Origin of the sequence: Streptomyces sp. Edi2, from assembly GCF_040253635.1 — a bacterium.
In the GTDB taxonomy this organism is placed as follows: domain Bacteria; phylum Actinomycetota; class Actinomycetes; order Streptomycetales; family Streptomycetaceae; genus Streptomyces.
The window spans coordinates 6,075,613-6,098,995 of the sequence record NZ_JBEJGX010000003.1; the positions used below are offsets into that span (position 1 = coordinate 6,075,613).

General features: G+C 70.4%; 24 protein-coding genes. 10 read left to right on the top strand and 14 right to left on the bottom strand.

Annotated features, from left to right (window positions below):
- Positions 1-44 precede the first annotated feature (44 nt).
- The 3 genes from mctP to ABR737_RS30245 form a co-directional block, all read right to left on the bottom strand.
- Positions 45-1,670, bottom strand: a complete 1,626-nt coding sequence (gene mctP / locus ABR737_RS30235) for a monocarboxylate uptake permease MctP (protein ID WP_350256980.1) — start codon at positions 1,668-1,670, stop codon at positions 45-47.
- 59 nt (positions 1,671-1,729) lie between these two features.
- A complete protein-coding gene (locus ABR737_RS30240; protein ID WP_350253821.1) occupies positions 1,730-1,990 on the bottom strand; it encodes a DUF3311 domain-containing protein in 261 nt (86 codons plus the stop codon).
- 389 nt (positions 1,991-2,379) lie between these two features.
- Complete coding sequence (locus ABR737_RS30245; RefSeq protein ID WP_088799881.1) at positions 2,380-3,141, bottom strand: GntR family transcriptional regulator; 762 nt, start codon at positions 3,139-3,141, stop codon at positions 2,380-2,382.
- 242 nt (positions 3,142-3,383) lie between these two features.
- Between ABR737_RS30245 and ABR737_RS30250 the strand changes: the two genes are divergently transcribed.
- The 4 genes from ABR737_RS30250 (at position 3,384) to ABR737_RS30265 (ending at position 8,228) form a co-directional block, all read left to right on the top strand.
- Complete coding sequence (locus ABR737_RS30250; protein WP_350253823.1) at positions 3,384-4,652, top strand: extracellular solute-binding protein; 1,269 nt, start codon at positions 3,384-3,386, stop codon at positions 4,650-4,652.
- Between the two features lie 101 nt (positions 4,653-4,753).
- A complete protein-coding gene (locus ABR737_RS30255; protein ID WP_350253824.1) occupies positions 4,754-5,818 on the top strand; it encodes a carbohydrate ABC transporter permease in 1,065 nt (354 codons plus the stop codon).
- Positions 5,815-6,654: a carbohydrate ABC transporter permease gene (locus ABR737_RS30260; protein WP_350253826.1), complete on the top strand. Its 840-nt coding sequence runs from the start codon at positions 5,815-5,817 to the stop codon at positions 6,652-6,654. Before ABR737_RS30255 ends, ABR737_RS30260 begins: the two co-directional genes overlap by 4 nt.
- Before the next feature lie 8 nt (positions 6,655-6,662).
- Complete coding sequence (locus ABR737_RS30265; RefSeq protein ID WP_350253828.1) at positions 6,663-8,228, top strand: glycoside hydrolase family 3 protein; 1,566 nt, start codon at positions 6,663-6,665, stop codon at positions 8,226-8,228.
- A gap of 263 nt (positions 8,229-8,491) precedes the next feature.
- On the opposite strand, the gene nagB is transcribed toward ABR737_RS30265, so the two are convergent.
- A complete protein-coding gene (nagB, locus tag ABR737_RS30270; protein WP_088802339.1) occupies positions 8,492-9,274 on the bottom strand; it encodes a glucosamine-6-phosphate deaminase in 783 nt (260 codons plus the stop codon).
- A 589-nt stretch (positions 9,275-9,863) separates the two neighbouring features.
- On the opposite strand from nagB, the gene ABR737_RS30275 reads away from it, so the two are divergent.
- Entirely contained in the window at positions 9,864-11,336 is a 1,473-nt protein-coding gene (locus tag ABR737_RS30275; RefSeq protein WP_350256981.1) for a sensor histidine kinase, read from the top strand.
- Between the two features lie 190 nt (positions 11,337-11,526).
- Here ABR737_RS30275 and ABR737_RS30280 read toward each other — a convergent pair whose 3' ends face one another.
- Together ABR737_RS30280 and ABR737_RS30285 are read right to left on the bottom strand one after the other, a co-directional pair.
- The gene (locus tag ABR737_RS30280) at positions 11,527-11,784 is read right to left on the bottom strand and encodes a WhiB family transcriptional regulator (protein ID WP_003983230.1); all 258 of its coding nucleotides are present in this window, start codon (positions 11,782-11,784) and stop codon (positions 11,527-11,529) included.
- A 321-nt stretch (positions 11,785-12,105) separates the two neighbouring features.
- Positions 12,106-13,089, bottom strand: coding sequence for a diacylglycerol/lipid kinase family protein (locus tag ABR737_RS30285; RefSeq protein ID WP_350253832.1), 984 nt, complete (start codon positions 13,087-13,089; stop codon positions 12,106-12,108).
- Positions 13,090-13,184: 95 nt separating this feature from the next.
- Here ABR737_RS30285 and ABR737_RS30290 point away from each other — a divergent pair, with 95 nt between their 5' ends.
- Positions 13,185-13,646, top strand: coding sequence for a hypothetical protein (locus ABR737_RS30290; RefSeq protein WP_350253834.1), 462 nt, complete (start codon positions 13,185-13,187; stop codon positions 13,644-13,646).
- A gap of 210 nt (positions 13,647-13,856) precedes the next feature.
- Here ABR737_RS30290 and ABR737_RS30295 read toward each other — a convergent pair whose 3' ends face one another.
- From ABR737_RS30295 to ABR737_RS30310, 4 genes are all read right to left on the bottom strand, one after another.
- Complete coding sequence (locus ABR737_RS30295) at positions 13,857-14,816, bottom strand: RNA polymerase sigma factor SigF (RefSeq protein ID WP_350256982.1); 960 nt, start codon at positions 14,814-14,816, stop codon at positions 13,857-13,859.
- 43 nt (positions 14,817-14,859) lie between these two features.
- The gene (locus ABR737_RS30300; protein ID WP_006603191.1) at positions 14,860-15,273 is read right to left on the bottom strand and encodes an ATP-binding protein; all 414 of its coding nucleotides are present in this window, start codon (positions 15,271-15,273) and stop codon (positions 14,860-14,862) included.
- Positions 15,274-15,565: 292 nt separating this feature from the next.
- Positions 15,566-16,054 carry a GNAT family N-acetyltransferase gene (locus tag ABR737_RS30305; protein WP_350253836.1) on the bottom strand — a complete coding sequence of 163 codons (489 nt, stop codon included), beginning with the start codon at positions 16,052-16,054 and terminating at the stop codon, positions 15,566-15,568.
- A gap of 32 nt (positions 16,055-16,086) precedes the next feature.
- Positions 16,087-16,347 (bottom strand): UBP-type zinc finger domain-containing protein, encoded by a 261-nt coding sequence (locus tag ABR737_RS30310; protein ID WP_350253837.1) that lies wholly within the window; start codon positions 16,345-16,347, stop codon positions 16,087-16,089.
- 58 nt (positions 16,348-16,405) lie between these two features.
- On the opposite strand from ABR737_RS30310, the gene ABR737_RS30315 reads away from it, so the two are divergent.
- Positions 16,406-18,007, top strand: coding sequence for a Na+/H+ antiporter (locus ABR737_RS30315; protein WP_350253839.1), 1,602 nt, complete (start codon positions 16,406-16,408; stop codon positions 18,005-18,007).
- Positions 18,008-18,081: 74 nt separating this feature from the next.
- Here ABR737_RS30315 and ABR737_RS30320 read toward each other — a convergent pair whose 3' ends face one another.
- Both ABR737_RS30320 and ABR737_RS30325 read right to left on the bottom strand, forming a co-directional pair.
- The gene (locus ABR737_RS30320; RefSeq protein WP_350253840.1) at positions 18,082-19,029 is read right to left on the bottom strand and encodes a 1-aminocyclopropane-1-carboxylate deaminase/D-cysteine desulfhydrase; all 948 of its coding nucleotides are present in this window, start codon (positions 19,027-19,029) and stop codon (positions 18,082-18,084) included.
- Positions 19,030-19,101: 72 nt separating this feature from the next.
- The gene (locus ABR737_RS30325; protein ID WP_088799906.1) at positions 19,102-19,341 is read right to left on the bottom strand and encodes a hypothetical protein; all 240 of its coding nucleotides are present in this window, start codon (positions 19,339-19,341) and stop codon (positions 19,102-19,104) included.
- A gap of 79 nt (positions 19,342-19,420) precedes the next feature.
- Between ABR737_RS30325 and ABR737_RS30330 the strand changes: the two genes are divergently transcribed.
- The 3 genes from ABR737_RS30330 to ABR737_RS30340 all read left to right on the top strand — a co-directional run bounded on the left by ABR737_RS30330 (position 19,421) and on the right by ABR737_RS30340 (position 21,670).
- The gene (locus ABR737_RS30330; protein WP_350253842.1) at positions 19,421-20,356 is read left to right on the top strand and encodes a helix-turn-helix transcriptional regulator; all 936 of its coding nucleotides are present in this window, start codon (positions 19,421-19,423) and stop codon (positions 20,354-20,356) included.
- Between the two features lie 10 nt (positions 20,357-20,366).
- A complete protein-coding gene (locus tag ABR737_RS30335) occupies positions 20,367-21,287 on the top strand; it encodes a glutaminase (RefSeq protein ID WP_350253844.1) in 921 nt (306 codons plus the stop codon).
- Between the two features lie 149 nt (positions 21,288-21,436).
- Positions 21,437-21,670 (top strand): hypothetical protein, encoded by a 234-nt coding sequence (locus tag ABR737_RS30340; protein ID WP_350253846.1) that lies wholly within the window; start codon positions 21,437-21,439, stop codon positions 21,668-21,670.
- Positions 21,671-21,729: 59 nt separating this feature from the next.
- Here the strand turns inward: ABR737_RS30340 and ABR737_RS30345 are convergent, their stop codons facing one another.
- Positions 21,730-22,185: a VOC family protein gene (locus tag ABR737_RS30345; protein WP_350253848.1), complete on the bottom strand. Its 456-nt coding sequence runs from the start codon at positions 22,183-22,185 to the stop codon at positions 21,730-21,732.
- A gap of 64 nt (positions 22,186-22,249) precedes the next feature.
- A complete protein-coding gene (locus tag ABR737_RS30350; RefSeq protein ID WP_350253850.1) occupies positions 22,250-23,188 on the bottom strand; it encodes a beta-ketoacyl-ACP synthase III in 939 nt (312 codons plus the stop codon).
- Between the last annotated feature and the right edge of the window lie 195 nt (positions 23,189-23,383).

Below are 23,383 nucleotides of genomic sequence, written 5' to 3' on the forward strand. Positions count from 1 at the left end.
CCGTAAGGACGCGACGGCCCGTTAGCCGTGTCTCAGCCGGTGGTTCAGTGCCCCGCCGGTGCCCCCGCCGTCGCCGGCGGCAGCTCGACGCTGACGCCCCGGTCGCCGGCGTCCGCCGTGTAGTCGGCGGGGCTGGTCTCGTCGATGCCGTCGGGGGCCTTGGCGGCCTTCAGGGCGAAGGTCAGGACGACCGTGACCACGACGTTCAGCAGGAAGGCGGTCAGACCGATGTAGCCGATTTCGCCGATACCGGGGATCTCCGCGCTGGAGCCGCCGAAGTGCTTCTGGGTCGGGCTGGCGACGCCGTAGGCGGCGAGCGTGCCGTAGAGCATGCCGACCGCCCAGCCGGTCAGCAGCGCCCAGCGGTGGAACCAGCGGGTGAACAGCCCGCCGACCAGCGACGGCATGGTCTGCAGGATCCAGATGCCGCCCAGCAGCTGGAAGTTGATCGCCACGGTCTTGTCCATGGTGAGCACAAAGACCAGCGCGCCCACCTTCACCAGCAGCGAGACCAGCTTGGCGACCTTGTGCTCCTGCTCGGGCGTGGCGTCCTGCTTGAGGAAGTCCTTGTAGACGTTGCGGGTGAACAGGTTGGCCGCGGCGATGGACATGATGGCCGCGGGCACCAGCGCGCCGATGCCGATCGCGGCGAACGCCACGCCGGTGAACCAGCTCGGGAACATGTCCTCGAAGAGCTGCGGGATGGCCAGCTGCGGGTTGCCCTGGATGTCCGTGCCGGCCTTGACCGCCATGAAGCCGAGCAGCGCCAGCAGACCCAGCATCAGGGAGTACAGCGGCAGGATGGTGGTGTTGCGCCGGATCACATTGCGGCTGCGCGAGGAGAGCGTCGCGGTGATCGAGTGCGGGTACATGAAGAGCGCCAGGGCCGAGCCGAGCGCCAACGTCGCATACGCCCACTGGGCGTTGGGGCCGCTGATCAGCTCGCCGCGCGGTTTGCCGGGGACCGGTCCTGGCTGGGCGAGTGCCTTGCCGGCCGAGTCGAAGATCGCGTCGAAGCCGCCGAGCTTGATCGGGATGTAGATGATCGCCACGGCGATGACGAGGTAGATCAGCCCGTCCTTGACGAAGGCGATCAGGGCCGGCGCCCGCAGGCCCGAGGAGTAGGTGTACGCGGCCAGCACGGCGAACGCGATCAGCAGCGGCAGGTCCTTGACGAACCAGTTGGTGTTCTCGCCGCCGCCGATGCCCATCACGTCCAGGACGGCCTGGATGCCGACCAGTTGGAGGGCGATGTACGGCATCGTGGCGAGGATGCCGGTGAGCGCCACGGCCAGCGACAGGCCCTTGGAGCCGAAGCGGCCGCGCACGAAGTCGGAGGTGGTGACGTAGCCGTGCTTGTGCGAGACCGACCACAGGCGGGGGAGGAAGGTGAAGATGAGGGGGTAGACCAGGATCGTGTACGGGACGGCGAAGAAGCCGGACGCCCCCGCCGCATAGATCGCCGCCGGGACGGCCACGAAGGTGTACGCGGTGTAGAGGTCGCCGCCCAGCAGGAACCACGTCACCCAGGTGCCGAAACTGCGGCCGCCCAGCCCCCATTCGTCGAGGTTGGCGGACTGCTCGGCCTTGCGCCAGCGGGCGGCCAGGAACCCCATGACCGTCACGGCCAGGAAGAAGAAGACGAAGACGGCGAGTGCCACGCCGTCGATGCCCTTGGTGGAGGAAGCGGCAAGGGCCTCGGAGGCGCCCGTCGCGGTCGCGGTGAGAGTCACTGGGCAGCACCGCCCTTGCGGGCGCGCTGCTCACGCTGCACGAGCTTGTACGCGATCATGGTGAGCACCGTCGAGACCAGCACCCACGCCATCTGGTACCAGTAGAAGAACGGGATTCCGATGAGCTTCGGCTCGATCCTGGCGTACGAGCTCACCCACAGCATCGCCACGAACGGAGCGATCAGGCAGACCCCGGCCACCACACGCGTGGGGGTGACCACCTGTCTGCGATCCGGCGATTCGACTGACTGTGTCATGGCCATGGCTCCGTCCCCTGGCTGTGGCTGTCTCCTGTGTAATGGGCTGGAAATCTATGGCAGGGCCGTGGCGCGCGTCACTAGCTGTCCGCATATCGGTATGGAGAATCCACCTGGGGACACCCTTGCGGTGCGGGCGATGACCTGGTTTGTCCCGGTTGGGGCGGAATCGGCCGCAGCGGGGGTGGGGTGAGCGGGGCGCGGTTGGGGTGGGGGCGTCGAGGGGCGTGCCGAACCCCGGTAAGTCCGGGGATGTGGCGTGTCGTCGGTCTGTCGGATGGATCGGCCCACGAGGGGGCGGCCGGCCCGTGCGGCGCTCGGTCCGTGGGCGCCGCTCGGTCCGTAACTGGCGCTCAGTCCATGGGGCGCCGCTCGGCCCGTGGTGCCGCTCAGTCCGTGGGGCGGCGCAGCCTGGCGACGAACTTGTAGCGGTCGCCCCGGTAGACCGAGCGCACCCACTCCACCGGCTGCCCCTGCGCGTCGAGCGAGTGCCGGGAGAGCATCAGCATCGGCAGGCCGACGTCCGTGCCCAGCAGACCGGCCTCGCGCGGCGTGGCCAGTGAGGTCTCGATGGTCTCCTCGGCCTCCGCCAGGCGGACGTCGTACACCTCGGCCAGCGCGGTGTAGAGGGAGGTGTACTTGACGAGGTTGCGGCGGAGTGCCGGAAAGCGCTTCGCCGACAGATGGGTGATCTCGATGGCCATCGGCTCGCCGCTGGCCAGCCGCAGCCGCTCGATGCGCAGCACCCGGCCGCCGGTGGCGATGTCCAGCAGGCCGGCGAGCCGGTCGTCGGCGGTGACATAGCCGATGTCCAGCAGCTGGGAGGCGGGCTCCAGACCCTGGGCCCGCATGTCCTCCGTATAGGAGGTCAGTTGCAGCGCCTGGGACACCTTGGGCTTGGCGACAAAGGTGCCCTTGCCCTGGATGCGCTCCAGCCGGCCCTCGACGACCAGCTCCTGGAGGGCCTGGCGCACCGTTGTACGCGAGGTGTCGAACTCCGCGGCGAGGGTGCGCTCGGGCGGGACCGGGGTGCCGGGCGGCAGGGTCTCGGTGATCTCCAGCAAGTGCCGCTTCAGGCGGTAGTACTTGGGTACCCGCGCGGTCCGCGTGCCGCCGCCGCTCTCGGCACCGTTGCCCCCGTCCGTCTCCATGACCCGCCTCTCCGACTCCTGTCGCGCTGCCGTCACCGGCTCCTCCGTACGTAGCGGCTCACATCGTGGCACGGGTGGGTTCCCGCGCTCCCGTGCAGGTCCCCGCTCCGTCAGATGTCGGTCCGGTAACGGACCTGACAGCGACTCTTATACACCCTTGACACTCCAAAAGGTCTAGGCCAAGCTGCGGGGCACTGGTCTAAACCATTAAGGACCACACCCGGTCTTGGGGGGAGAGCGCAATGAAGCGTGGGCTCATAGCGGCGACGGCGGTCGCGGGAATGCTGGGGAGTGTCGCCGCCTGTGGGGCCGGTGGCGGCGGCACGGCGGGCGCCGAGGGCTTCAAGGGGAAGAAGCTGACCGTTTGGGTGATGAGCGGTTCGAATCCGGCGCAGTGGACCGAACAGGTCTCCGAGCAGTTCAAGAAGAAGACTGGTGCCACCGTCGAGTTCAAGGTCCAGCAGTGGAACGGCATTCAGCAGAAGCTGAGCACCGCCCTTTCCGAGGACACCCCGCCGGATGTCGTCGAAATCGGCAACACCCAGACCGCCGCCTATGCCAAGGCCGGAGCCCTGGCCGATCTCGGCGACCTGAAGAAGGAGATCGGCTCCCACTGGAACGACGCCTTCAACAAGGCCTCGCTCGTGGACGGAAAGCAGTACGCACTGCCGTGGTTCGCCGGAAACCGCGTGGTGATGTACAACAAGAAAATCTGGGCCGAGGCCGGCCTCAAGGGCACCCCCACGACGCGCAAGGAGCTCTTCAAGGACTTTGCCGCCATCAAGAAGAAGACCGGCGCCGAGCCGCTGTATCTCCCCGGCCAGAACTGGTACTTCCTCGACGGCCTGACCCTCGGCACCGGCGCCCAGCTGGTGAAGAAGCAGGGCGGCAAGTGGGTCTCCAACCTCGCGGACCCCAAGGTCTCCAAGGCCATGGAGATCTACCAGCAGTACCAGGCCTTCAGCACCGCTCCCAAGAACAAGGACGAGGCCACCCCGCAGCAGAGTGAAATCTTCGCCAAGGGGAAGACCGGGGCCGTCATCGCCATGGGCTACGAGGCCGCCGAAGCTGTCAAGGCCAACCCGGATATCAAGAAAGACATCGGCTTCTTCACCATCCCCGGTGAGACCGCGGCCAAGCCCGAAGGCGTATTCCTCGGCGGCTCCAACTTCGCCGTCGCCGGTATGGGCAAGAACCAGGAACTCGCCAGGGAATTCCTGAAGGTCGCCTTGTCCCAGCAGAACGACGGCCAGATGGTCAAGGAAGCCGGCTGGACCCCGAAGTCCGCCGACCTGGCCGCCGTTGCCCAGAAGAATCCGGCCGCCGCGGCCGCCGCCCCCGCCGCGGAGAAGTCCGGCGGCACCACTCCGCTGATTCCCCAGTGGGCCGCGGTGGAGAACCTGCCGAACCCGATCAAGAGCTATATGACGGCCGTCCTCGGCGGTAAGTCCCCGGCCGACGCCGCCAAGGACGTCGAATCCGAGATCAACGCACGGCTCGCCCGGCAGTAACCGGCGGCTGTCCGCGGGCCGTCCTTTCACGGTCCGGCCGGCACGGACGCAGGCGCGGCACCAGGTGCACCGAGGTCACGGAACGAGGGGGAGCAGGGCCCATGGCAGCGCAGCTCGACGACGCGGCGGGAAGTGCCGTGCCGCAGACCGGTGGGGGAGGGGCCCCGCCCCCACGGCGTGGCCCGGACAGCCGGCGGGCGGGGCCCGGCACCCCTCGTCCGCCCGTTCGCCGCGCCCCTCGTTCCCCCGCCCGCCGCACTCCTCGTTCCCCCGCCCGCCGCGCCCCCTACCTCCTGCTGCTGCCCGCCCTGCTCGCCACCGCGGTCTTCCTGGGCTGGCCCATGGTGCGCAACCTCCTGCTCTCCTTCCAGAACCTCAATATGAAGGAGCTGATCCAGCACCTCACCGACTGGCGCGGGACCGGCAACTACCAGGAGATCCTGGGCAGCGAGCAGTTCTGGCGGGTCACCCTGCGCACCCTGGTCTTCACCGCGGTCAATGTCGTCCTGATCATGGTCCTCGGGACGCTGATCGGGCTGCTGCTGGCCCGGCTCGGCAAGAAGATGCGCCTCACGCTGTCCCTCGCGCTGGTGCTGGCCTGGGCCATGCCGGTGATCGCCGCCACCACCGTCTTCCAGTGGCTCTTCGACTCCCGCTACGGCGTCGTCAACTGGCTGCTGGACAGGGCGGGCTGGCACGCCATGGCCCACTACGACTGGGTCGGCACCCAGCTGTCGACCTTCTCCGTGATCACCATGCTGATCGTCTGGCAGTCGCTGCCCTTCGTGGCCCTGAACCTCTACGCCGCCACCACGACCATCCCCGGGGAGCTCTACGAAGCGGCGCGGATGGACGGCGCTGGCACCTGGCAGGTCTTCACCTCCGTCACCTTCCCCTTCCTCAAACCCTTCTTCCTGGCCACGACGTTCCTGGAGATCATCTGGGTCTTCAAGGCGTTCCCGCAGATCTTCGCGATCAACGAGGGCGGCCCCGACCGGCTCACCGAGACGCTGCCGATCTACGCCTTCACCGAGGGCGTCGGCAACCTCCACTTCGGCATGGGCGCCGCGATCTCCCTGCTGACGATCGTGGTGCTGCTGGCCGTGACCGCCCACTACCTGCGCCTGACGCTCAGGCAGGAACGACACGAGGAGAACGAGCTGTGAAGCGCACCGCTTCCGCGACGGCCCGCCGCCTCTGGCTCAATGCCACGGCGCTCGTGCTCGCCCTCGGCTTCGCCTTCCCCGTCTACTGGATGTTCAGCACGGCCTTCAAACCGACCCGGGACATCATCACCGAAGACCCCGTGTGGTTCCCCTTCCACGGCACCGCCGAGCACTTCGCGACGGCGGTGAACGCCCCCGACTTCTGGGCGCTGGCCCGGAACTCGGTCGTGGTGACCGTGCTCGCCGTCGGCCTGTCACTGGTGATCGCGCTCTGCGGGGCGTTCGCCCTGACCCGGATGCGCTTCCGGGGCCGCCGGGGCATCCTGCTGACCTTTATGATCGCCCAGATGGCGCCCTGGGAGGTCATGGTGATCTCCATCTACATGATCGTCCGGGATGCGGACCTGCTCAACAGCCTGCTGCCGCTCACCTGCTTCTACCTGCTGATGGTGCTGCCCTTCACCCTGCTGACGCTCCGCGGCTATGTCGCCGCGGTGCCCAAAGAGCTGGAGGAGTCCGCGATGGTCGACGGCTGCTCGCGCCGGCAGGCGTTCGGCAAGGTGGTCTTCCCGCTGCTGGCACCCGGCCTGATGGCGACCTCGCTCTTCGGCTTCATCACCGCATGGAACGAATTCCCGCTCGTGCTGGTCCTCAACAAGGAACCGGCCATGGGCACCCTGCCGCTGTGGCTCTCGCGGTTCCAGAGCCAGTTCGGGGACGACTGGGGTGCCACCATGGCCGCGGCCTCGATCTTCGCCGTGCCGATCCTGGTCCTCTTCTTGTTCCTGCAACGCAAGGCGGTCGGCGGTCTCACCTCCGGCGCAGTGAAGGGATAACGCCGCACATGACCTCTTTTGCAGGCTCCGCACGCTCCGTGCGCCCCGCCGACCCCCTCACCCGCGACGCGCTCGCCGTCCTCCAGCCGGGCTTCACCGGCACCACCGCCCCCGACTGGCTGCTGCGCCGGATCGGCGAGGGGCTGGCCTCGGTCGGCCTCTTCGGCCGCAATGTCGCCGACCCCGCGCAACTCGCCGCCCTGACCGACCGGTTGCGTGCCGAACGGGAGGACCTGCTCGTCGCGATCGACGAGGAAGGGGGCGATGTCACCCGGCTGGAGGTGCGCGGCGGCTCCTCCTTCCCCGGCAACCATGCGCTCGGCGCCGTCGACGACACCACCCTGACCCGCGAGGTCGCCCGCGAACTCGGCCGGCGGCTGGCCGACTGCGGTGTCAACCTCAACTGGGCCCCCTCCGCCGACGTCAACTCCAACCCCGCCAACCCGGTCATCGGCGTCCGCTCCTTCGGCGCCGATCCGCACCTGGTCGCCCGGCACACCGCCGCCTACGTCGAGGGCCTGCAGTCCACCGGTGTCGCCGCCTGCACCAAGCACTTCCCCGGCCACGGCGACACCGCCGTCGACTCCCACCACGACCTGCCGCGCATCGCAGCCGATCTGGCCACCCTCCACCAACGGGAGCTGGTGCCGTTCCGCGCCGCGATCGCCGCCGGCACCCGGGCCGTGATGAGCGCCCACATCCTGCTGCCCGCCCTGGACGCCGACCGCCCCGCCACCCTCAGCCCGGCCGCGCTGCACGGTCTGCTGCGCGCCCCCGTCGCGGAGGGCGGCCTCGGCTTCGACGGCCTGATCGTCACCGACGGGATGGAGATGCAGGCCATCGCCGCCACCTACGGCCTCGAACGCGGCAGCGTGCTGGCCCTGGCGGCCGGTGCCGACGCCCTGTGCGTGGGCGGCGGTCTGGCGGACGAGGACACCGTGCTGCGGTTGCGTGACGCCTTGGTGCGGGCGGTGCACGACGGCGAGCTGCCGGAGAGCCGGCTGGCCGACGCCGCGGCGCGGGTGCAGGCCCTGGCGCGCTGGACCCGGAGCGCGGGTGCGGGGGAGGGGGCCGCGCCCGCACCCGGGATCGGCCTCACCGCGGCCCGGCGCGCCCTGCGCCTCACCGCCGACGGCCCGTACGAGCCCCTGACTTCACCCGCGTATGTCGCCGCCTTCACCCCGCTCGCCAACATCGCCGTGGGGGACGACACCCCCTGGGGCGTCGCCGCCGAACTGGCCCGGCTGCTCCCGGGCACCGAGACCACCACCTGCACCGCCGAGTCCGCCGCCGAGGCCGGCAGCCCCGCCGCGCTGATCGGCGGTCTGCTCACGGCGGCCGGGGGCCGTCGCGTCGTCGCCGTGGTCCGCGACGTCCACCGTCACCCGTGGATGGCCGACGCGCTCCGCACCCTCCTCGCCGCCCGCCCCGACACCGCGGTCGTCGAAATGGGCGTCCCCCAGGCCCCGCCCCGGGGTGCCCCGCACCTCGCCACCCATGGCGCCGCCCGCGTCTGCGGCCGCGCCGCCGCCGAAGTCCTCACCGGCCTCCGGGAGCCGTCGAGCGGGGAGTGAACCTGCCCGGGCCCGCCGGTCCGGACTCTAGGGTCTGTCGTCAAAGTCCCATCCGCGTTGTCGGGATCATCCCGGTACACCCAGTACCGGGAAGACCCTCCGCCTTGCGACCGCGCTCGGCATCCACGGTTCAAATGGAGGAGCCGAGACGGAGCGAGCGGTGGGGGCCCCTCTCGCGCCCTTAAGGCGTGGGGGAGAGTGCAGTGCACCAGACACCGCGAGGCCCGCCCTACGGGCGAACGACGGGACTTTGACGACAGACCCTAGAGGCCCTGCCATTCCGGCTTCGCTGCGTAGGTGGCGCGGAAGTAGTCGGCGAGCTTCAGCTCGGCGGCCGCGGCCTCGTCCACGACGACCGTGGCGTGCGGGTGGAGCTGCAGCGCCGACGCCGGGACCAGCGCGGCGACCGGGCCCTCGACGGCACGGGCCACGGCGTCGGCCTTGCCCTCGCCGGTGGCGAGCAGCACCAGATGGCGGGCCTCCAGGATGGTGCCGATGCCCTGGGTGATGACGTGGTGGGGTACCTCGTCCAGGCTGTCGAAGAACCGGGCATTGTCCGCCCGGGTCTGCTGGGTCAGCGTCTTGATCCGGGTACGCGAAGCGAGCGACGAGCACGGCTCGTTGAAGCCGATGTGCCCGTCCGTGCCGATGCCGAGCAGCTGGAGGTCCACCCCGCCGGCCTCGCGCAGCGCACGGTCGTACGCCTCGCAGGCGGCCTGGACATCCTCGGCCGACCCCTCGGGCCCCATGAACGAGTCCTCGCCGAGCCCGAGCGGCCGGACCACCTCGCGCAGGACCACCGAACGGTAGGACTCGGGGTGCCCGGCCGGCAGGCCGACGTATTCGTCGAGCTGGCAGATACGCGCCCGTGACGCGTCCACCGCGCCGGCCCGGACCTGCGCCGCCAGCGCCTCGTAAATGGGCAACGGGGTAGAGCCGGTGGCCACACCGAGCAGCGCGTCGGGCTTACGGCGCAGCAGGGCGGCGAGGGCCCCCGCGATCAGCTCGCCGCCTGCCGTGGCGTCCGGAACGATGACAACTTCCACGCTTGGCCTGCCGTTCTGGAGAATGGTCCATGTGGTATAGACCAATCTAGCAGAATGGAGCCCTCCGGACCCGGCAGCGCTTCCGAACGAAAGGGCACATTTTCCCGTCGGGGTGATGACGCGTCGGCGTTGCAGGCGGGACCGGAGTCGGGACCGGGGCCGGGGTCGTAGTCGTGGCCGGCGAGCGGCACGGCTCGCCGGCAGCCCGGCAAGGGGGAGAGCGAGGAGTGAGGGGCGACGAAGAGGCGGCGCCGCGCCGGAAAGGCCCCGAAAGCACCCGCGGGCCGCGGCGCCGGGACAGGACCCTCAACCTGTCCGGCACCGCAGCCCGGAGCTGACATCGGCCGGCCCCGCCTTGCGGGCGGAAGGTGCCCCTGTGTGCGGTAGGGGCACGGTCCCGTCCAGGGGCCGGTCGATCGGAGGCCTCGGCGCAGTCAGGGCAGAGAGCGCTTCGGCCTCGTTCCGCCCTCCTGTGCGGGGAGAGCGGAGGCCTTTTGCTGAATTCTGGACTAGACCATTCTTACTTGTCCATGCCCGTGCAGAGTCAACAGGTACACCGTACGCCGGTAGGCTCCAAGACGTGCCCTCCATGAACGATCTCGTACGCCAGCACACCGCTCTGAGCGACACCGACCTCGAGTGGCTCCATCTGCTGGTCTCGGAGTGGCAGCTGCTCTCCGACCTCTCCTTCGCCGATCTCGTGCTGTGGGTTCCCACCCTCGACGGCACCCGCTACGTATCGGTCGCCCAGATGCGGCCCAATACGGGCCCCACCTCCTACCAGGACGACATGGTCGGCCATCTCGTTCCCCGCGGCCGCCGTCCGATGCTGGACTCCGCCCTGGACGAGGGCCGGATCGTGCGGGAAGGCGATCCGGAGTGGCGCGAGGAGGTGCCGGTACGCGTCGAGTCCATCCCGGTGCGCCGCGAGGGCCGGGTGCTCGGTGTGATCGCCCGCAACACCAATCTGCTGACCGTGCGCACCCCCAGCCGGCTGGAGCTCACCTATCTGCAGAGTGCGTCGGATCTCGCTCAGATGATCGCTGCCGGAACGTTTCCCTTCCCCGGCCAGCAGGTCGACATGGATGCCTCGCCACGGGCCGGCGACGGACTGATCCGGCTCGACGCGGACGGCATCGTCCAGTACGCCAGCCCCAATGCGCTCTCCGCCTACCACCGGCTCGGCCTCGCCGCCGACCTGGTGGGCCATCACCTCGGCCAGGCCACCGCCGAACTGGCGCCTGCCCGCGGCCCGGTGGACGAGGCGCTGGTCAAGCTCGCCAGCGGCTGGGCCCCCAGGGAATTCGAGGTCGAGGGTGACGAAGGCGTCATTCAATTGCGCGCCATTCCGCTCAAACCGAAGGGAACGCACAGCGGTTCACTGGTTTTGCTGCGCGATGTGACCGAACTGAGACGTCGCGAACGGGAACTGATCACCAAGGACGCCACCATCCGGGAAATCCACCACCGGGTGAAGAACAATTTGCAGACGGTCGCCGCACTGCTGCGGTTGCAGTCGCGCCGGATGGATTCCGAACAGGGCCGCGACGCCCTCAACGAGGCCGTGCGCAGGGTCGGTTCGATCGCGATCGTGCACGAGACGCTGTCCCAGACCCTCGACGAACGGGTCGAGTTCGACGAGATCGCGGACCGGGTGCTGGCCATGGTCGCGGAGATCTCCCCGGGCAAGGTGACCACCCGCCGCACCGGGCGCTTCGGCATCCTGGACGCCGAGGTGGCCACCCCGCTGTCGATGGTGCTCACCGAGGTGCTGCAGAACGCCCTGGAGCACGCCTTCGACCAGGCGGAGCACGGCACGGTCGAGGTCGGCGCGGTGCGCGGCGGCAGCCGTACCGAGCCGCGGCTGCTGGTCACCGTCCAGGACAACGGCCGCGGCCTGCCCGAGGGCTTCGATCCGCACCGTGCCGGAAACCTGGGGCTGCAGATCGTACGGACCCTGGTGGAAGGGGAGTTGGGCGGAAAGTTCGACATGGTGCGGGCGCCCGAGCGGGGTACCCAGGTCATCCTCGACGTACCGGTACGTGCCGAGAAGCAGCACTGAGACCGGGCGGCAGCCGTCAGGTCCGCCGGCCGCCGCCCGGCCGACAGCAGGCCCGGAACAGCAGCAAGCCCCGGACCCATCCGGTCCGGGGCTCAAAGCTCTTGCGATGCGATTACGACCGGGCCGGTGAGCTCCGGGGGTGCATCGGGGGTACTGCGCGCTGCGGCTCGGGGGCCACGGGGCTACTGGCTCAGGCGCTGGCGTTGCGCGCCCGGTTACGAGCGGCACGGCGCTTCATCGCGCGGCGCTCGTCCTCGCTCAGACCACCCCAGACGCCGGAGTCCTGGCCGGACTCGAGCGCCCACTGCAGGCACTGCTCCATGACGGGGCAGCGGCGGCAGACGGCCTTGGCTTCCTCGATCTGCAGGAGCGCAGGACCGGTGTTGCCGATAGGGAAGAAGAGCTCGGGGTCTTCTTCGCGGCAAACGGCGCGGTGACGCCAGTCCATGGCTGCTCCATCTCCTCGTGATGACGGGATCGTTGCTTGTGAATGTGAACGCTTTCACGAATCCCCCCACAAGCAAAGGGCCGAACTCCAGCTGCGAACTGGTGCGGTCCTGTGGAATGAGGAGGAGGATTCGGGCTCTCAAGGGGGCCGGTAAAGCGGCCGTCCCGATCGCCATGAAGAGACTCGCAAACCTCGGCTGCGGATACAACCCCTTCCGGAAACTTTTTTTTGATTCCTTGGTGTCGCCTAGCTCACAGCCGTCATTCCAGGGGGTGGAAACCAGTCTAAACGTTCGAGTGAAAGGACTTTAGGCTCTACTGCTCACACAATCACACGCAGTGCACGGCGAACGCCTGTGAACGTCACACTCGTACGCAGCCCCAGGTGGTCACCGTCCATCTGGAACGGCAGGGGGACCTGCGAATGCAAGGTGAAGTTCGTGAGGTCGTGAAGTGAGAGTGCGTGCTTGCCCCGGGGTCCGCGCTCGGGTGTTGACGCCAGCAGCTGGGTGACATACCGGGTCACTGCGGGCGGGGAGAGCTTGCTCAGTGCGAACAGATCCAGGCCCGTGTCGAACGAGGCTTCCGGGGACGGGTAGATCGGCCGATTGCCCAGGTAGGTCCACGGGGCGGTGTTGCAGATTATGGCCAGCGCGAGGTCCTCGACGCGCTCCGCTGTGCCCTCGGTCCCGCCAGGGCGTTCGAGGGTGAGGATGCCCCGCCGGCGGTTCGCCTCGACCAGGAACTGCCGTACGACCTGTCGCACGTACAGGGCGTGGGTCGAACGCTTGCCGCGTTCGCGCTGCTGCTCGACCCGGCCGACGACGCCGGCGTCGAAACCGAAGCCGGCGCAGAAGGTGAACCAGCGCTCCGGTACGCCCTCGTCCTCGGTCCCCGGTGTGCCCGCGGCCAGCCCCAGGCCGATCGTGCGCTCGCTGCCGTCGCGCAGCGCGTCCAGCAGGGCGCCGGTGGCCTCCACGACGTCATTGGGCAGCCCGAGCGCGCGGGCGAAGACATTGGTGGACCCGCCGGGGACGACGGCCAGCCGGGGATGGGAGTCCGGATCGGGGCCATTGGCCAGCAGGCCGTTGACGACCTCGTTGACCGTGCCGTCGCCGCCGAGCGCCACCACCAGGTCGGTCTCCCCGCTCTCGGTGGCCTGCCGGGCAAGATCACGGGCATGCCCGCGGTACTGCGTCTGTGCGACCTCCAGCTTGAGGTCGCTGGCGAGCGCGTGGGTGAGTACCTCACGGGTGCGGGCACTGGTGGTGGTTGCTGCGGGATTGACCACGAGAAGTGCGCGCATATGGAGCAGCGTACCTACCTGCCGGTACCGGCCATGCCTCCCGTCCGGCTCCGGGGCCGCCCCGGCTGCCGGGGCGCCGGCGCTACCCTGCTGGGGTGAGCAGTCAGCAGAAGCAGTCCGTGTCCCGAGCCGCCGGCGCCCCCACCGCGCCCGAGCCGACCGGCCCGCGGCCCGCCCGGCTGAGCGCCGCGGCGGCGCTCACCGCGGTCGAAGGGCTCGCGCTGGCCGCCCTCGGCGGGTACATGCTGTTCATCGGTCTCGCCGGTTCGCCGGACAGTCCGCAGCAGGCGGAGATGGGCGGGCTGACGGTCCTGGCGCTCGCGGTGCTGCCGCTGGTGGCCGCGCGGGGGCTGTGGCTGCGCCGCCGGTGGAGCCGGGGCCCCTCGCTGATCACCCAGATCGTGGCGCTGCCGGTGGCCTGGACGCTGGTCCACGGCGGCGGTGCGCTGATCGCGGCCGGTATCGGGCTGGCCGTGGCCGCGTTGGTGGTGCTCGTCCTGCTGGTCAATCCGACGGCCACCGAGGCGCTGGGCATCGGGCCGCGGGAGACGCCCTGAGGGCCGTTCCGGTACGGCCTGCCCGGATGGGCGGGCCTGACGGAAGGGGCCGGGCCTGACGCGAGGCTCGCAGGACCTGACGCGAGGGACCGGCCCGATGTGCGGAGCCGGGGCCTGACCTGAGGGGGCGGCGCAGGGCGCGAGGGACCGGGGCCGGACGTACGAGGGGCGGAGCTCGTGAGAGCCCCGCCCGCCCCGTTCAGTTCTCGTTCACTCCTCGACGAGCAGCTTGTCGCGCAGCTGGGCGAGGGTGCGGGCCAGAAGACGGGAGACGTGCATCTGGGAGATGCCGACCTCCTGGGCGATCTGCGACTGGGTCATGTTGCCGAAGAAGCGCAGCAGCAGGATCTTCTTCTCGCGCGGGGGCAGGTCCTCCAGCAGCGGCTTGAGGGATTCGCGGTACTCCACGCCCTCCAGCGCCTCGTCCTCCGCGCCGAGGGTGTCGGCGACGGCCGGGGACTCGTCGTCGGTGTCCGGGACGTCCAGGGAGAGGGTGCTGTAGGCGTTGGCCGACTCCAGCCCCTCCAGGACCTCCTCCTCGGAGATCGCCAGATGCTCGGCCAGCTCGTGGACCGTGGGCGCGCGGCCGTGCCGCTGGGACAGCTCGGCGGTCGCGGTGGTCAGCGACAGCCGCAGCTCCTGGAGGCGGCGCGGGACGCGGACCGCCCAGCCCTTGTCGCGGAAGTGCCGTTTGATCTCGCCGACGACGGTGGGGGTGGCGTACGTGGAGAACTCCACGCCGCGTTCCGGGTCGAAGCGGTCCACGGACTTGATCAGACCGATGGTGGCGACCTGGGTCAGGTCGTCCAGCGGCTCACCACGGTTGCGGAAGCGCCGGGCCAGATGCTCGACGAGCGGGAGGTGCATACGCACGAGGGTGTTGCGCAGCTCGGCGCGCTCGGGGGAGCCGTCGGGCAGCGTGCGCAGCTCGTAGAACAACGCCCTGGCGCCGCTGCGGTCGTGCGGCCCATGCGAATGCTGTTGATCCTGCAGCTGGTGTTCGGGGGCCGGCGCATCGTGCTGATGCGCCTGCTGCCCCGGCTGCTCGCTCTGCTCCATGTGGTCCGCCCGCTCTGCCTGCTCCGCCGCATCCAACCGGCCGCCGTGGTCGTCTACGCCCACCGGATGCGGCCGGGCCTGCTGCTCGGGGATGGTCGCACTGGACGCCATCCGCCCGCCGCGTTCGAGATCTTTCACGGGGCCCCCTGTTCGGTCATGACGGTCCGGGACCGGCGCCGCGCTCCTTGTACAGACTGATGGTGACCGTCTGGTCCTCGGCGACCGTGGAATCGACCTTGCCGGCCAGTGCGGAGAGCACCGTCCAGGCGAACGTGTCGCGCTCGGGGGCGCGGCCGTCGGTTGTCGGGGCCGACACGGTCACCTGCAGTGCGTCGTCGATGAGGCGGAAGACGCAGCTCAGCACACTGCCGGGGACGGCCTGTTGCAGCAGGATCGCGCACGCCTCGTCGACCGCGATGCGCAGATCCTCGATCTCGTCGAGGGTGAAGTCCAAGCGGGCTGCGAGTCCGGCCGTGGCCGTACGCAGCACGGACAGGTAGGCACCCGCAGCGGGCAGACGGACTTCCACGAAGTCCTGAGTCCCGGGCTCGCCTGCGATCTGGGACACCCTCACCTCCAAGGTGGCACAAGCTGGTTGAGCTGGAAATACGCGGTATTCGCGTTGTTCGGGATATTTCCTGCCGGGTCTTTCTCCCCTCGGATGAAAGGAGAACGATCCGGCGCGACACATGGTTCGGCTGTGACGCTATCGCGATCTGCGGGCCGATGTCGCCCGGAAGGAGCGCGGCTGCCGTCCGGCGCGATCCGGCCCCGGTTCGCCCGGCGCCCTCACTGTCACTGATTGTAAAGCCACGGGTACGGACAGTGGCTAGGGGTGTGCACTGTCAAATCGATGCCGATTACGCTCCGTTGACACGCGAGGTGCCCGCAAGGTTGTGCAGTGCCCCTCCAGTGAGCCGGAAGACCGTCCATTCGTCCATGGGCTGAGCACCGAACGACCGGTAAAAACCGATGGACGGTTCATTCCAATCCAGGACTGACCACTCGAAACGCTCGTACCCACGGGCCACGCAGATCTCCGCGAGGGCCGCGAGCAGCGCCTTGCCGTGGCCGCCGCCGCGCGCCTCGGGGCGGACGTACAGGTCTTCCAGGTAGACACCGTGCGTGCCCGTCCACGTCGAGAAGTTCCGGAACCACAGGGCAAAGCCCACCGGGGCGCCGCCGGCCTCCGCGATCAGTGCGAAGGCGGCCGGCTGCGGACCGAACAGGGCCTCCTCCAGCTGCGGCACGGTGGCCTGCGCGGCCTCGGGCGCGCGCTCGTACGCCGCCAGCTCGCCGATCATGGCCAGGATGACGGGAACGTCGTCGGGGGTCGCTTCGCGGATCATGGGTGAAGGCTAAACGGGCGCCCGGCGGCGCTTCACACCAGCGTCTGGTCGGCGAAGCACCAGCGCCAGGACTCGCCCGGTTCGAGCGTCCGCATCACGGGGTGGCCGGTCTCCTCGAAGTGCCGGGTGGCATGCCGGAACGGCGACGAATCGCAGCAGCCGACGTGGCCGCAGACCAGGCACTTCCGCAGCTGTACGGGGTGGCTGCCGACGGCCAGGCACTCCAGGCAGGTCGCGCTCAGCGGGGCCGGTTCGGGGCGCGGCAGTCCGGCAACGTGCGTGCACTCGCTCATGATGGCCAGGTTAGATCGCTGGGACGGGTGGCGAAGGGTTCGGGGACGGGACGGGTCGATGGCAGTGATGCCGCTGTTTTTGCTGGTTGCGGGGAGCGCGGCGGTCGCCGGACTGGCGCGCCGTACCCCCGTCCCCGCGCCGCTGCTGCTGGTCACCGCGGGCCTGGCGGCGTCCTTCATCCCGGGCATCCCGGACTACACGCTCGATCCGCACATCGTGCTGCCGCTGGTGCTGCCCCCGCTGCTGCACACCGCGGCGCTGGACAGTTCGTACCTGGATCTGCGGGCCAATCTGCGGCCGGTGGCGCTGCTGTCGGTCGGGTACGTCCTGTTCGCGACGCTGGCGGTCGGCTATCTGGTCTACCTCGTCATCCCGGGGCTGCCGCTGACCGTCGCGCTCGTCCTGGGGGCCGTCGTCGCCCCGCCGGACGCCGTCGCGGCCACCGCCATCGCCCGCAGGCTCGGGATGCCGCACCGGATCACCACGATCCTGCAGGGCGAATCGCTGTTCAACGACGCCACCGCGATCACCGCCTACAAGGTGCTGCTGGCCGCGGCCCTCGGGGTCGGCGCCACCTGGGGCGACGGCATCAAGGAATTCGCCGTCGCCTCGCTGGGCGGCATCGGCATCGGTGTCGTCCTGATGGTGCCGCTGCACTGGCTGCGGGTCCGGCTGCGGGAGTCGGCGCTGCTGGAGAACACCCTCTCGCTGCTCATCCCGTTCTTCGCCTACGCGGCGGCCGAGCAGTTGCACGCCTCCGGGGTGCTCGCCGTCGTCGTGGTCGGCCTCTACCTGGGGCACCGCTCCTGGCAGGTCGACTTCGAGACCCGGCTCCAGGAGGAGGCCGTGTGGAAGGTGGTCTCCTTCGTCCTGGAGTCCGCCGTCTTCGCACTGATCGGACTGCAGCTGCGGGTCGTGGTGCGCGGACTGGGGGAGTTCGGCGCGGCGCAGGCCCTCTCGTACGCGGCCGTGATGTTCCTCGCCGTGGTCCTGTCGCGCTTCGTGTGGGTCTTTCCCTCGACCTATCTGCCGCGCGTCCTGTCGGCCCGGATCCGGGCCCGTGAGACGGATACGACCTGGAAGGCCCCGGTCGTCGTCGGCTGGGCCGGGATGCGCGGTGTGGTGTCGCTGGCCATCGCGTTCTCCATCCCGTCCACCGTGCCCGGCGACGGCCCCTTTCCGGCCCGCAACCTCGTGCTCTTCCTGACCTTCACCACCGTCATCGCCACCCTGGTCATCCAGGGGCTGACGCTGCCCCCGCTGATCCGCGCGCTGAAGCTGCCGGGACCGGACCCGCAGCGGGAGACGCTGGCCGAGGCGCAGGCGCAGAACGAGGCCTCGCGCGCCGCCGAGGAGCGTCTGGAAGAGCTCCTGCGGGACGAGCGCAACGCCCTGCCCGGGCCGCTCGCCGACCGGCTGCGGACGATCATGGAGCGGCGCCGCAACTCCGTGTGGGAGCGGCTCGGCGCGGTCAACGAGGTCACCGGGGAGTCCGCCGATGAGACCTACCGGCGGCTGGCCCGCGAGATGATCGACGCCGAGCGGCGGGTGTTCGTCAAGCTGCGGGACACCGGGCGGATCGATGACGAGATGCTGCGGACGCTGCTGCGCAGGCTGGATCTGGAGGAGGCCGCGGCCTATCGGGAGGAGGCGTCGTAGTCCGGGGGCGGGGACCGGTCCCTGTCGTGTTCGCCGGAACCGCTGCCGTGTGCCGTGACTCCGGCCCGTGGCCCTTAGCCCGGGCTTGGCTCAGGTGTACCGGTGATCACTGCGGCCACCGTGCTGCCGGGAGGGAAGGCACCCTCCTCGGCCAGCGTCGTCAGCCCGTAGAGCAGCTTGGCGACGTAGATCCGCTCCAGGGGCAGTTGGTGCCGGTCCTCGAAGGCGTCCGCGAACGCGTCCAGTTCCGGGGTGCGGCGGGCGTATCCGCCGCAGTGGAAGCGGGCGTCCAGCCGCCAGTCGCCGCGCGGTCCGCCGAATGCCGCGCGCTGCAGTTCCCCGACCGCCTCCTGGAGGAAGTGCGGATCGCCGCCCTTGAGTACGGGGATACCCAGGGCGCGCTGCCTTGGCGCCAGCCCCGCGGCGAGCCCGGCCAGGGTGCCGCCCGTTCCGCAGGCCACCGCGACGGTGCCGGCGGCTCCGTGCAGCTCCCGGCCCAGCTCCGTACAGCCTTGTGCGGCAAGGGAGTTGCTGCCGCCCTCCGGTATGACACGGAACGCGCCGAAGCGGTCGTGCAGAGCGGCGAGCACGTCCGGGTCATCGGGGCGGCGGTAGCGGGCGCGGTCGAGGAAGTGCAGCCGCATACCGTCGGCGGCGCAGCGGGCCAGCGACCAGTTGAGCGGCGCGGCGGCGAGCTCGTCGCCGCGGACCACGCCGATGGTGGCGAAGCCGAGCAGCCGGCCCGCCGCGGCGGTGGCCCGCAGATGGTTGGAGTACGCGCCGCCGAAGGTCAGCAGCGCGCGGTCGCCCGCGGCGGCCGCGGCGCGCAGGTTCGGCGCCAGCTTGCGCCACTTGTTGCCCGCCAGATCCGGGTGGATCAGGTCGTCCCGCTTGAGCAGCAGCCGTACGCCGCGGCGCGCGAACGTCGTGTCCTCGATCTCCTGGAGGGGTGAGGGCAGGCGCGGGCGCAGGGCGTGCGGATCCGGCAGCGGGCCGGGGGCGGTGCTGGTCACCCTGCCCATTGTCCCGGGTGCCGGTGGTGCCACCGGTGCCGGCGGTGCGGTCCGTGCCCTGCCCGCCTGACGGGAGGTGCGCTACCCGCTCGTGTGCAGGAACGCGTCCCCGTGCGCATTGACGTGCGCCTCCAGGGTGTTGAGTGCGTCCTGGGTCGCCTCGGGTGAGCCGCTGCCCCGGCGCTCGGCGAAGTACGCGGCGCCCAGCTTTCTCAGCAGCTCGTTGCCGGCGCGGTTCTGCTGCACCTCGTCGACCTTCTGCTTGCCCTGGTTCAGTGCGCTCTGGGCCTGTTCCTTCGCGCGGTCGAGAAACCCTGACATGTGCCACCTCCGTGAGGTCCGTGTCGTAAGGGATCAACGGCGCGGACGGCCGTGGGGTTCCCGTGCCAGGCTGAGGGATATGGGCGAAGAGCGCTACTCGGATGAGCCACCCGGCGTATCCGGCGCATGCGGTGAATACGGCGTATCCGAGGTATCCGGTGGATACCGGGAGCGGGCGTCGCGGCTGGCCGGCGCGGTGCTGTGGACGCGCACGGCACCTCCGGCGGCCCGGCCGGTGCTGCCCGACGGCTGTATGGACCTGATCTGGAGCGAGGGCGGCCGGCTGCTGGTGGCCGGTCCGGACACCGGGCCGCAATTCCCGGGAGGTGTCGTTCCCGGCGCCGTTCCTCATGGCATCGAGGGCCCTCATCGCCTGGAGAGCCCTCATCGCCTGAAGAGCCCCCATGGCCTGGAGGGCACGGGAGGCACCCTCTTCGTGGGGCTGCGCTTCGCGCCGGGGCAGGGGCCGGTTGTCTTCGGCGTACCGGCCCATGAACTGCGCAACCGGCGGGTGCCCTTGGCGGACCTGTGGCCCGCCGGCCGGGTACGGGAGCTGGCCGGGCGGCTGGCGGCGGCACGGGAGACGGGTGACGGGGGCGGCGCGGGCGGTGTCGGTGGCATCGGCGGCATCGGCATCGGCGGTGTCGGCGGCGTTGGCCGTGTCCTGGAGGAGACCGCCGGGGCCCGTCTCCAGGACGTTGATGCCACCACAGCACGGGGGCGGACCGCCGCCGTCGCCGCGGCGCTCGCCCGCGGCCGCCCCGTCGCCGAGGTGGCGAGGTCCGTCGCGCTCAGCGAACGCCAGCTGTACCGCCTCAGCCTGGACGCGTTCGGCTACGGCCCCAAGACCCTGACCCGGGTGCTCCGGTTCGTCCGCGCGCTCGATCTGGCGCGCTCCGGGATGCCCCGCGCACAGGTCGCGGCATGCGCCGGATACGCGGACCAGGCGCATCTCGCCCGCGAGGTGAAGGTGCTGGCGGGGGCCCCGATGGGGGTGCTGCTCGCCCCGGGTTAGCGTGTCCGTCATGGACTACCAGGCCGTTCTCGAGGAGGTAGCGGCCCACGCCAGGCCGTATGTGCGACGGGGCAGGGTCGCCGACTACATACCGGCCCTGGAACGGGTGTCGGCGGACCGTTTCGGGATCGCGGTGGCCGACATCCACGGCGAGGTGTACGGCGTCGGCGACTGGGAGACCCCGTTCTCCGTCCAGTCCATCTCCAAGGCCTTCTCGCTGGCGCTGGTGATGTCGCAGAGCCATGACGGCCACGACGACATCTGGAAGCGGGTGGGCCGCGAGCCGTCCGGTACGCCGTTCAACTCGCTGGTCCAGCTGGAGGCCGAGGACGGCATCCCGCGCAACCCGTTCATCAACGCGGGCGCGCTGGTGGTCACCGACCGGCTGCAGACCCTCACCGGCGATGCCAGCACCTCGATGCTGCACTTCCTCCGTGAGGAGAGCGGCAACCCGGACCTCGCCTTCGACCAGGCGGTGGCCGACTCCGAGGCCGAACACGGCGACCGCAACGCGGCGCTGGCGCATTTCATGGCGTCCTTCGGCAACCTGGAGAACCCTGTCCCCAGCGTCATCGAGCACTACTTCTGGCAGTGCTCGATCGAGATGAGCTGCCGGGACCTGGCCGTCGCCGGCGGTTTCCTCGCCCGTCACGGGCTGCGCGCCGACGGAAGCCGCCTGCTGGAGGCCCGCGAGGCCAAGCGGATCAATGCGGTGATGCTGACCTGCGGGACGTATGACGCGGCGGGGGAGTTCGCCTACCGCGTGGGGCTGCCCGCGAAGAGCGGTGTCGGCGGCGGCATCATCGCCGTGATCCCGGGCCGCTGCACGCTGTGCGTGTGGAGCCCCGGACTCGACGCCCGCGGCAATTCGGTGGCGGGCGCCGCGGCGCTGGACCACTTCACGACGCTGACGGGATGGTCGGTGTTCTGACGGGCGGGCGGCCCGGCGCCGTCTGCGCGGGCCCTTCGGCCGTCGGCCCGGCGCCGCCTGTATGGGTTCTCCGGTCGTCCGCCCGGCGCCCCGTTGCCGTTGTGGGCGCCCGGCGGCTGGCGCATCGTGGGCGTAGGAGGTGCACGGCCATGGAGCACGAGATGCGCGCCGAGTACGAGGAAGGCGTCCTGCCGCACGCGGACACGCCGGTGAAGATCTGGCACATGGTGCGGCTGGAAGGCACCCTCGCGATGTGCGGGCGGGAGCTGGCACCGGCCGCCGCCACCCAGACGGCCGAAGTCTGGGGCACGCCCAAGGGAGAGCCCTTCTGCCACAGCTGCGGCGCGATGTACCTGCGCGAGCACCCCGGGGACATCGGCTAGGCGGACATGCCGCCCAGGTCCGGGGCGCACCTGACGGACTCCTGGGTGCCCGGGCGCGCCTACGGCAGCGGCGCGAACAGATCGACCCCATGGCCGTCCGGGTCCTGCACGACGGCGTAGCGCTGCCCCCAGAAGGCGTCCCACGGCGGCTTCTCGCCCGTATAGCCGGCGGCGGTGAGTTCCGCGTAGACGGCGTCGACCCCGGCGGGGTCGGCGCACTCGAAAGCCAGCCCCGTCGGCGTGCCGCCCTGCGGCGGCGTCCAGTCCGGGTCGACGGCCCGCGCGGTCGCGTGGGTGTCCCACATCAGCCGCAGACCGCCCGGGAGCTGCGCCTCTGCGTGCGGGGCGCGGTCCGCCTCGGCGGGGACGTCCAGGCCGAGGCGGCGGTAGAAGGCGAGGGCCGCGGCCATGTCGGCCACCACGATGCCGATGGCGGCGAACCGCGGCGTGGACGGTGTGGTGGAGGACGCTGGTGCGGTGGAGGAAGGGGTACTGGAGGAAGGAGTGCTGGTCATGCGGCGAGCGTAGGGCGCCCGCCGCGCCGCGGTCTTGAACGAATCGGACGTGGTGGCGTCCGCCTCACGGGCAGCGGATGACCTGTCCCGCATACGAGAGGTTGCCGCCGAAGGCGAACAGCAGCACCGGAGCGCCGGAGCTGATCTCACGGCGTTCGACCAGCTTGGACAGGGCGAGCGGCACGGAGGCCGCAGAGGTATTCCCGGAGTCGACGACATCCTTGGCGACCACCGCGTTGACCGCCCCGAGCCGTTCGGCGACCGGCTCGATGATCCGCAGGTTGGCCTGGTGCAGCACCACACCGGCAAGATCGGCGGGGGTGATCCCGGAGCGTTCGCACACCGTGCGGGCGATGGCCGGCAGCTGGGTGGTCGCCCAGCGGTAGACGGTCTGGCCCTCCTGGGAGAACCGGGCCGGCTCGCCCTCGATGCGTACCGCACCGCCCATCTGCGGCACCGAGCCCCACAGCACGGGACCGATCTCCGGCTCGGGCGAGGCGCTGACCACCGCGGCGCCCGCACCGTCGCCGACCAGCACACAGGTCGAGCGGTCCGTCCAGTCCACGACCTCGGTGAACTTCTCCGCCCCGATGACCAGCGCATGGGTCGAGGAACCGGCCCGGATGGCGTGGTCGGCGGTGGCCAGCGCATGGGTGAAGCCGGAGCAGACGACGTTGAGGTCCATCGTGGCGGGGGCGTCCAGCCCGAGCCGGGCGGCGACCCGGGCCGCGGTGTTCGGGCTGCGGTCGGTGGCCGTGCAGGTGGCGACCAGCACCAGGTCGATGTCCTGCGGGGCGAGGCCACTGGCGGCCAGGGCCTTGGCCGCGGCGGCGGACGCCATGGCGTCCACGGTCTCGTCCGGGGCGGCGACATGGCGGGTGCGGATGCCGACCCGGCTGCGGATCCAGGCGTCGTCGGTGTCGACCATCGCGGCGAGGTCGTCGTTGGTGAGCACGCCGGAGGGCTGGTAATGGCCGAGAGCCAGGACGCGTGACCCGGTCATGAAATCCCCTGTACGTGGGTGGGCGGTACGTCACCAGTCTCACCCCTCGCTGCCGACGGGCGGCTGCGTGAACTGCCAATGTTCCGTCGCCAGAACTGGAGACACTTGTCAGAACCGCGGAGATCCCTCTCTGGAGATCCCTGGCGTCTGACCTGCGTCCGACCCGCGCCCGGCCCGGAGCCCGGCCCGCGGGCG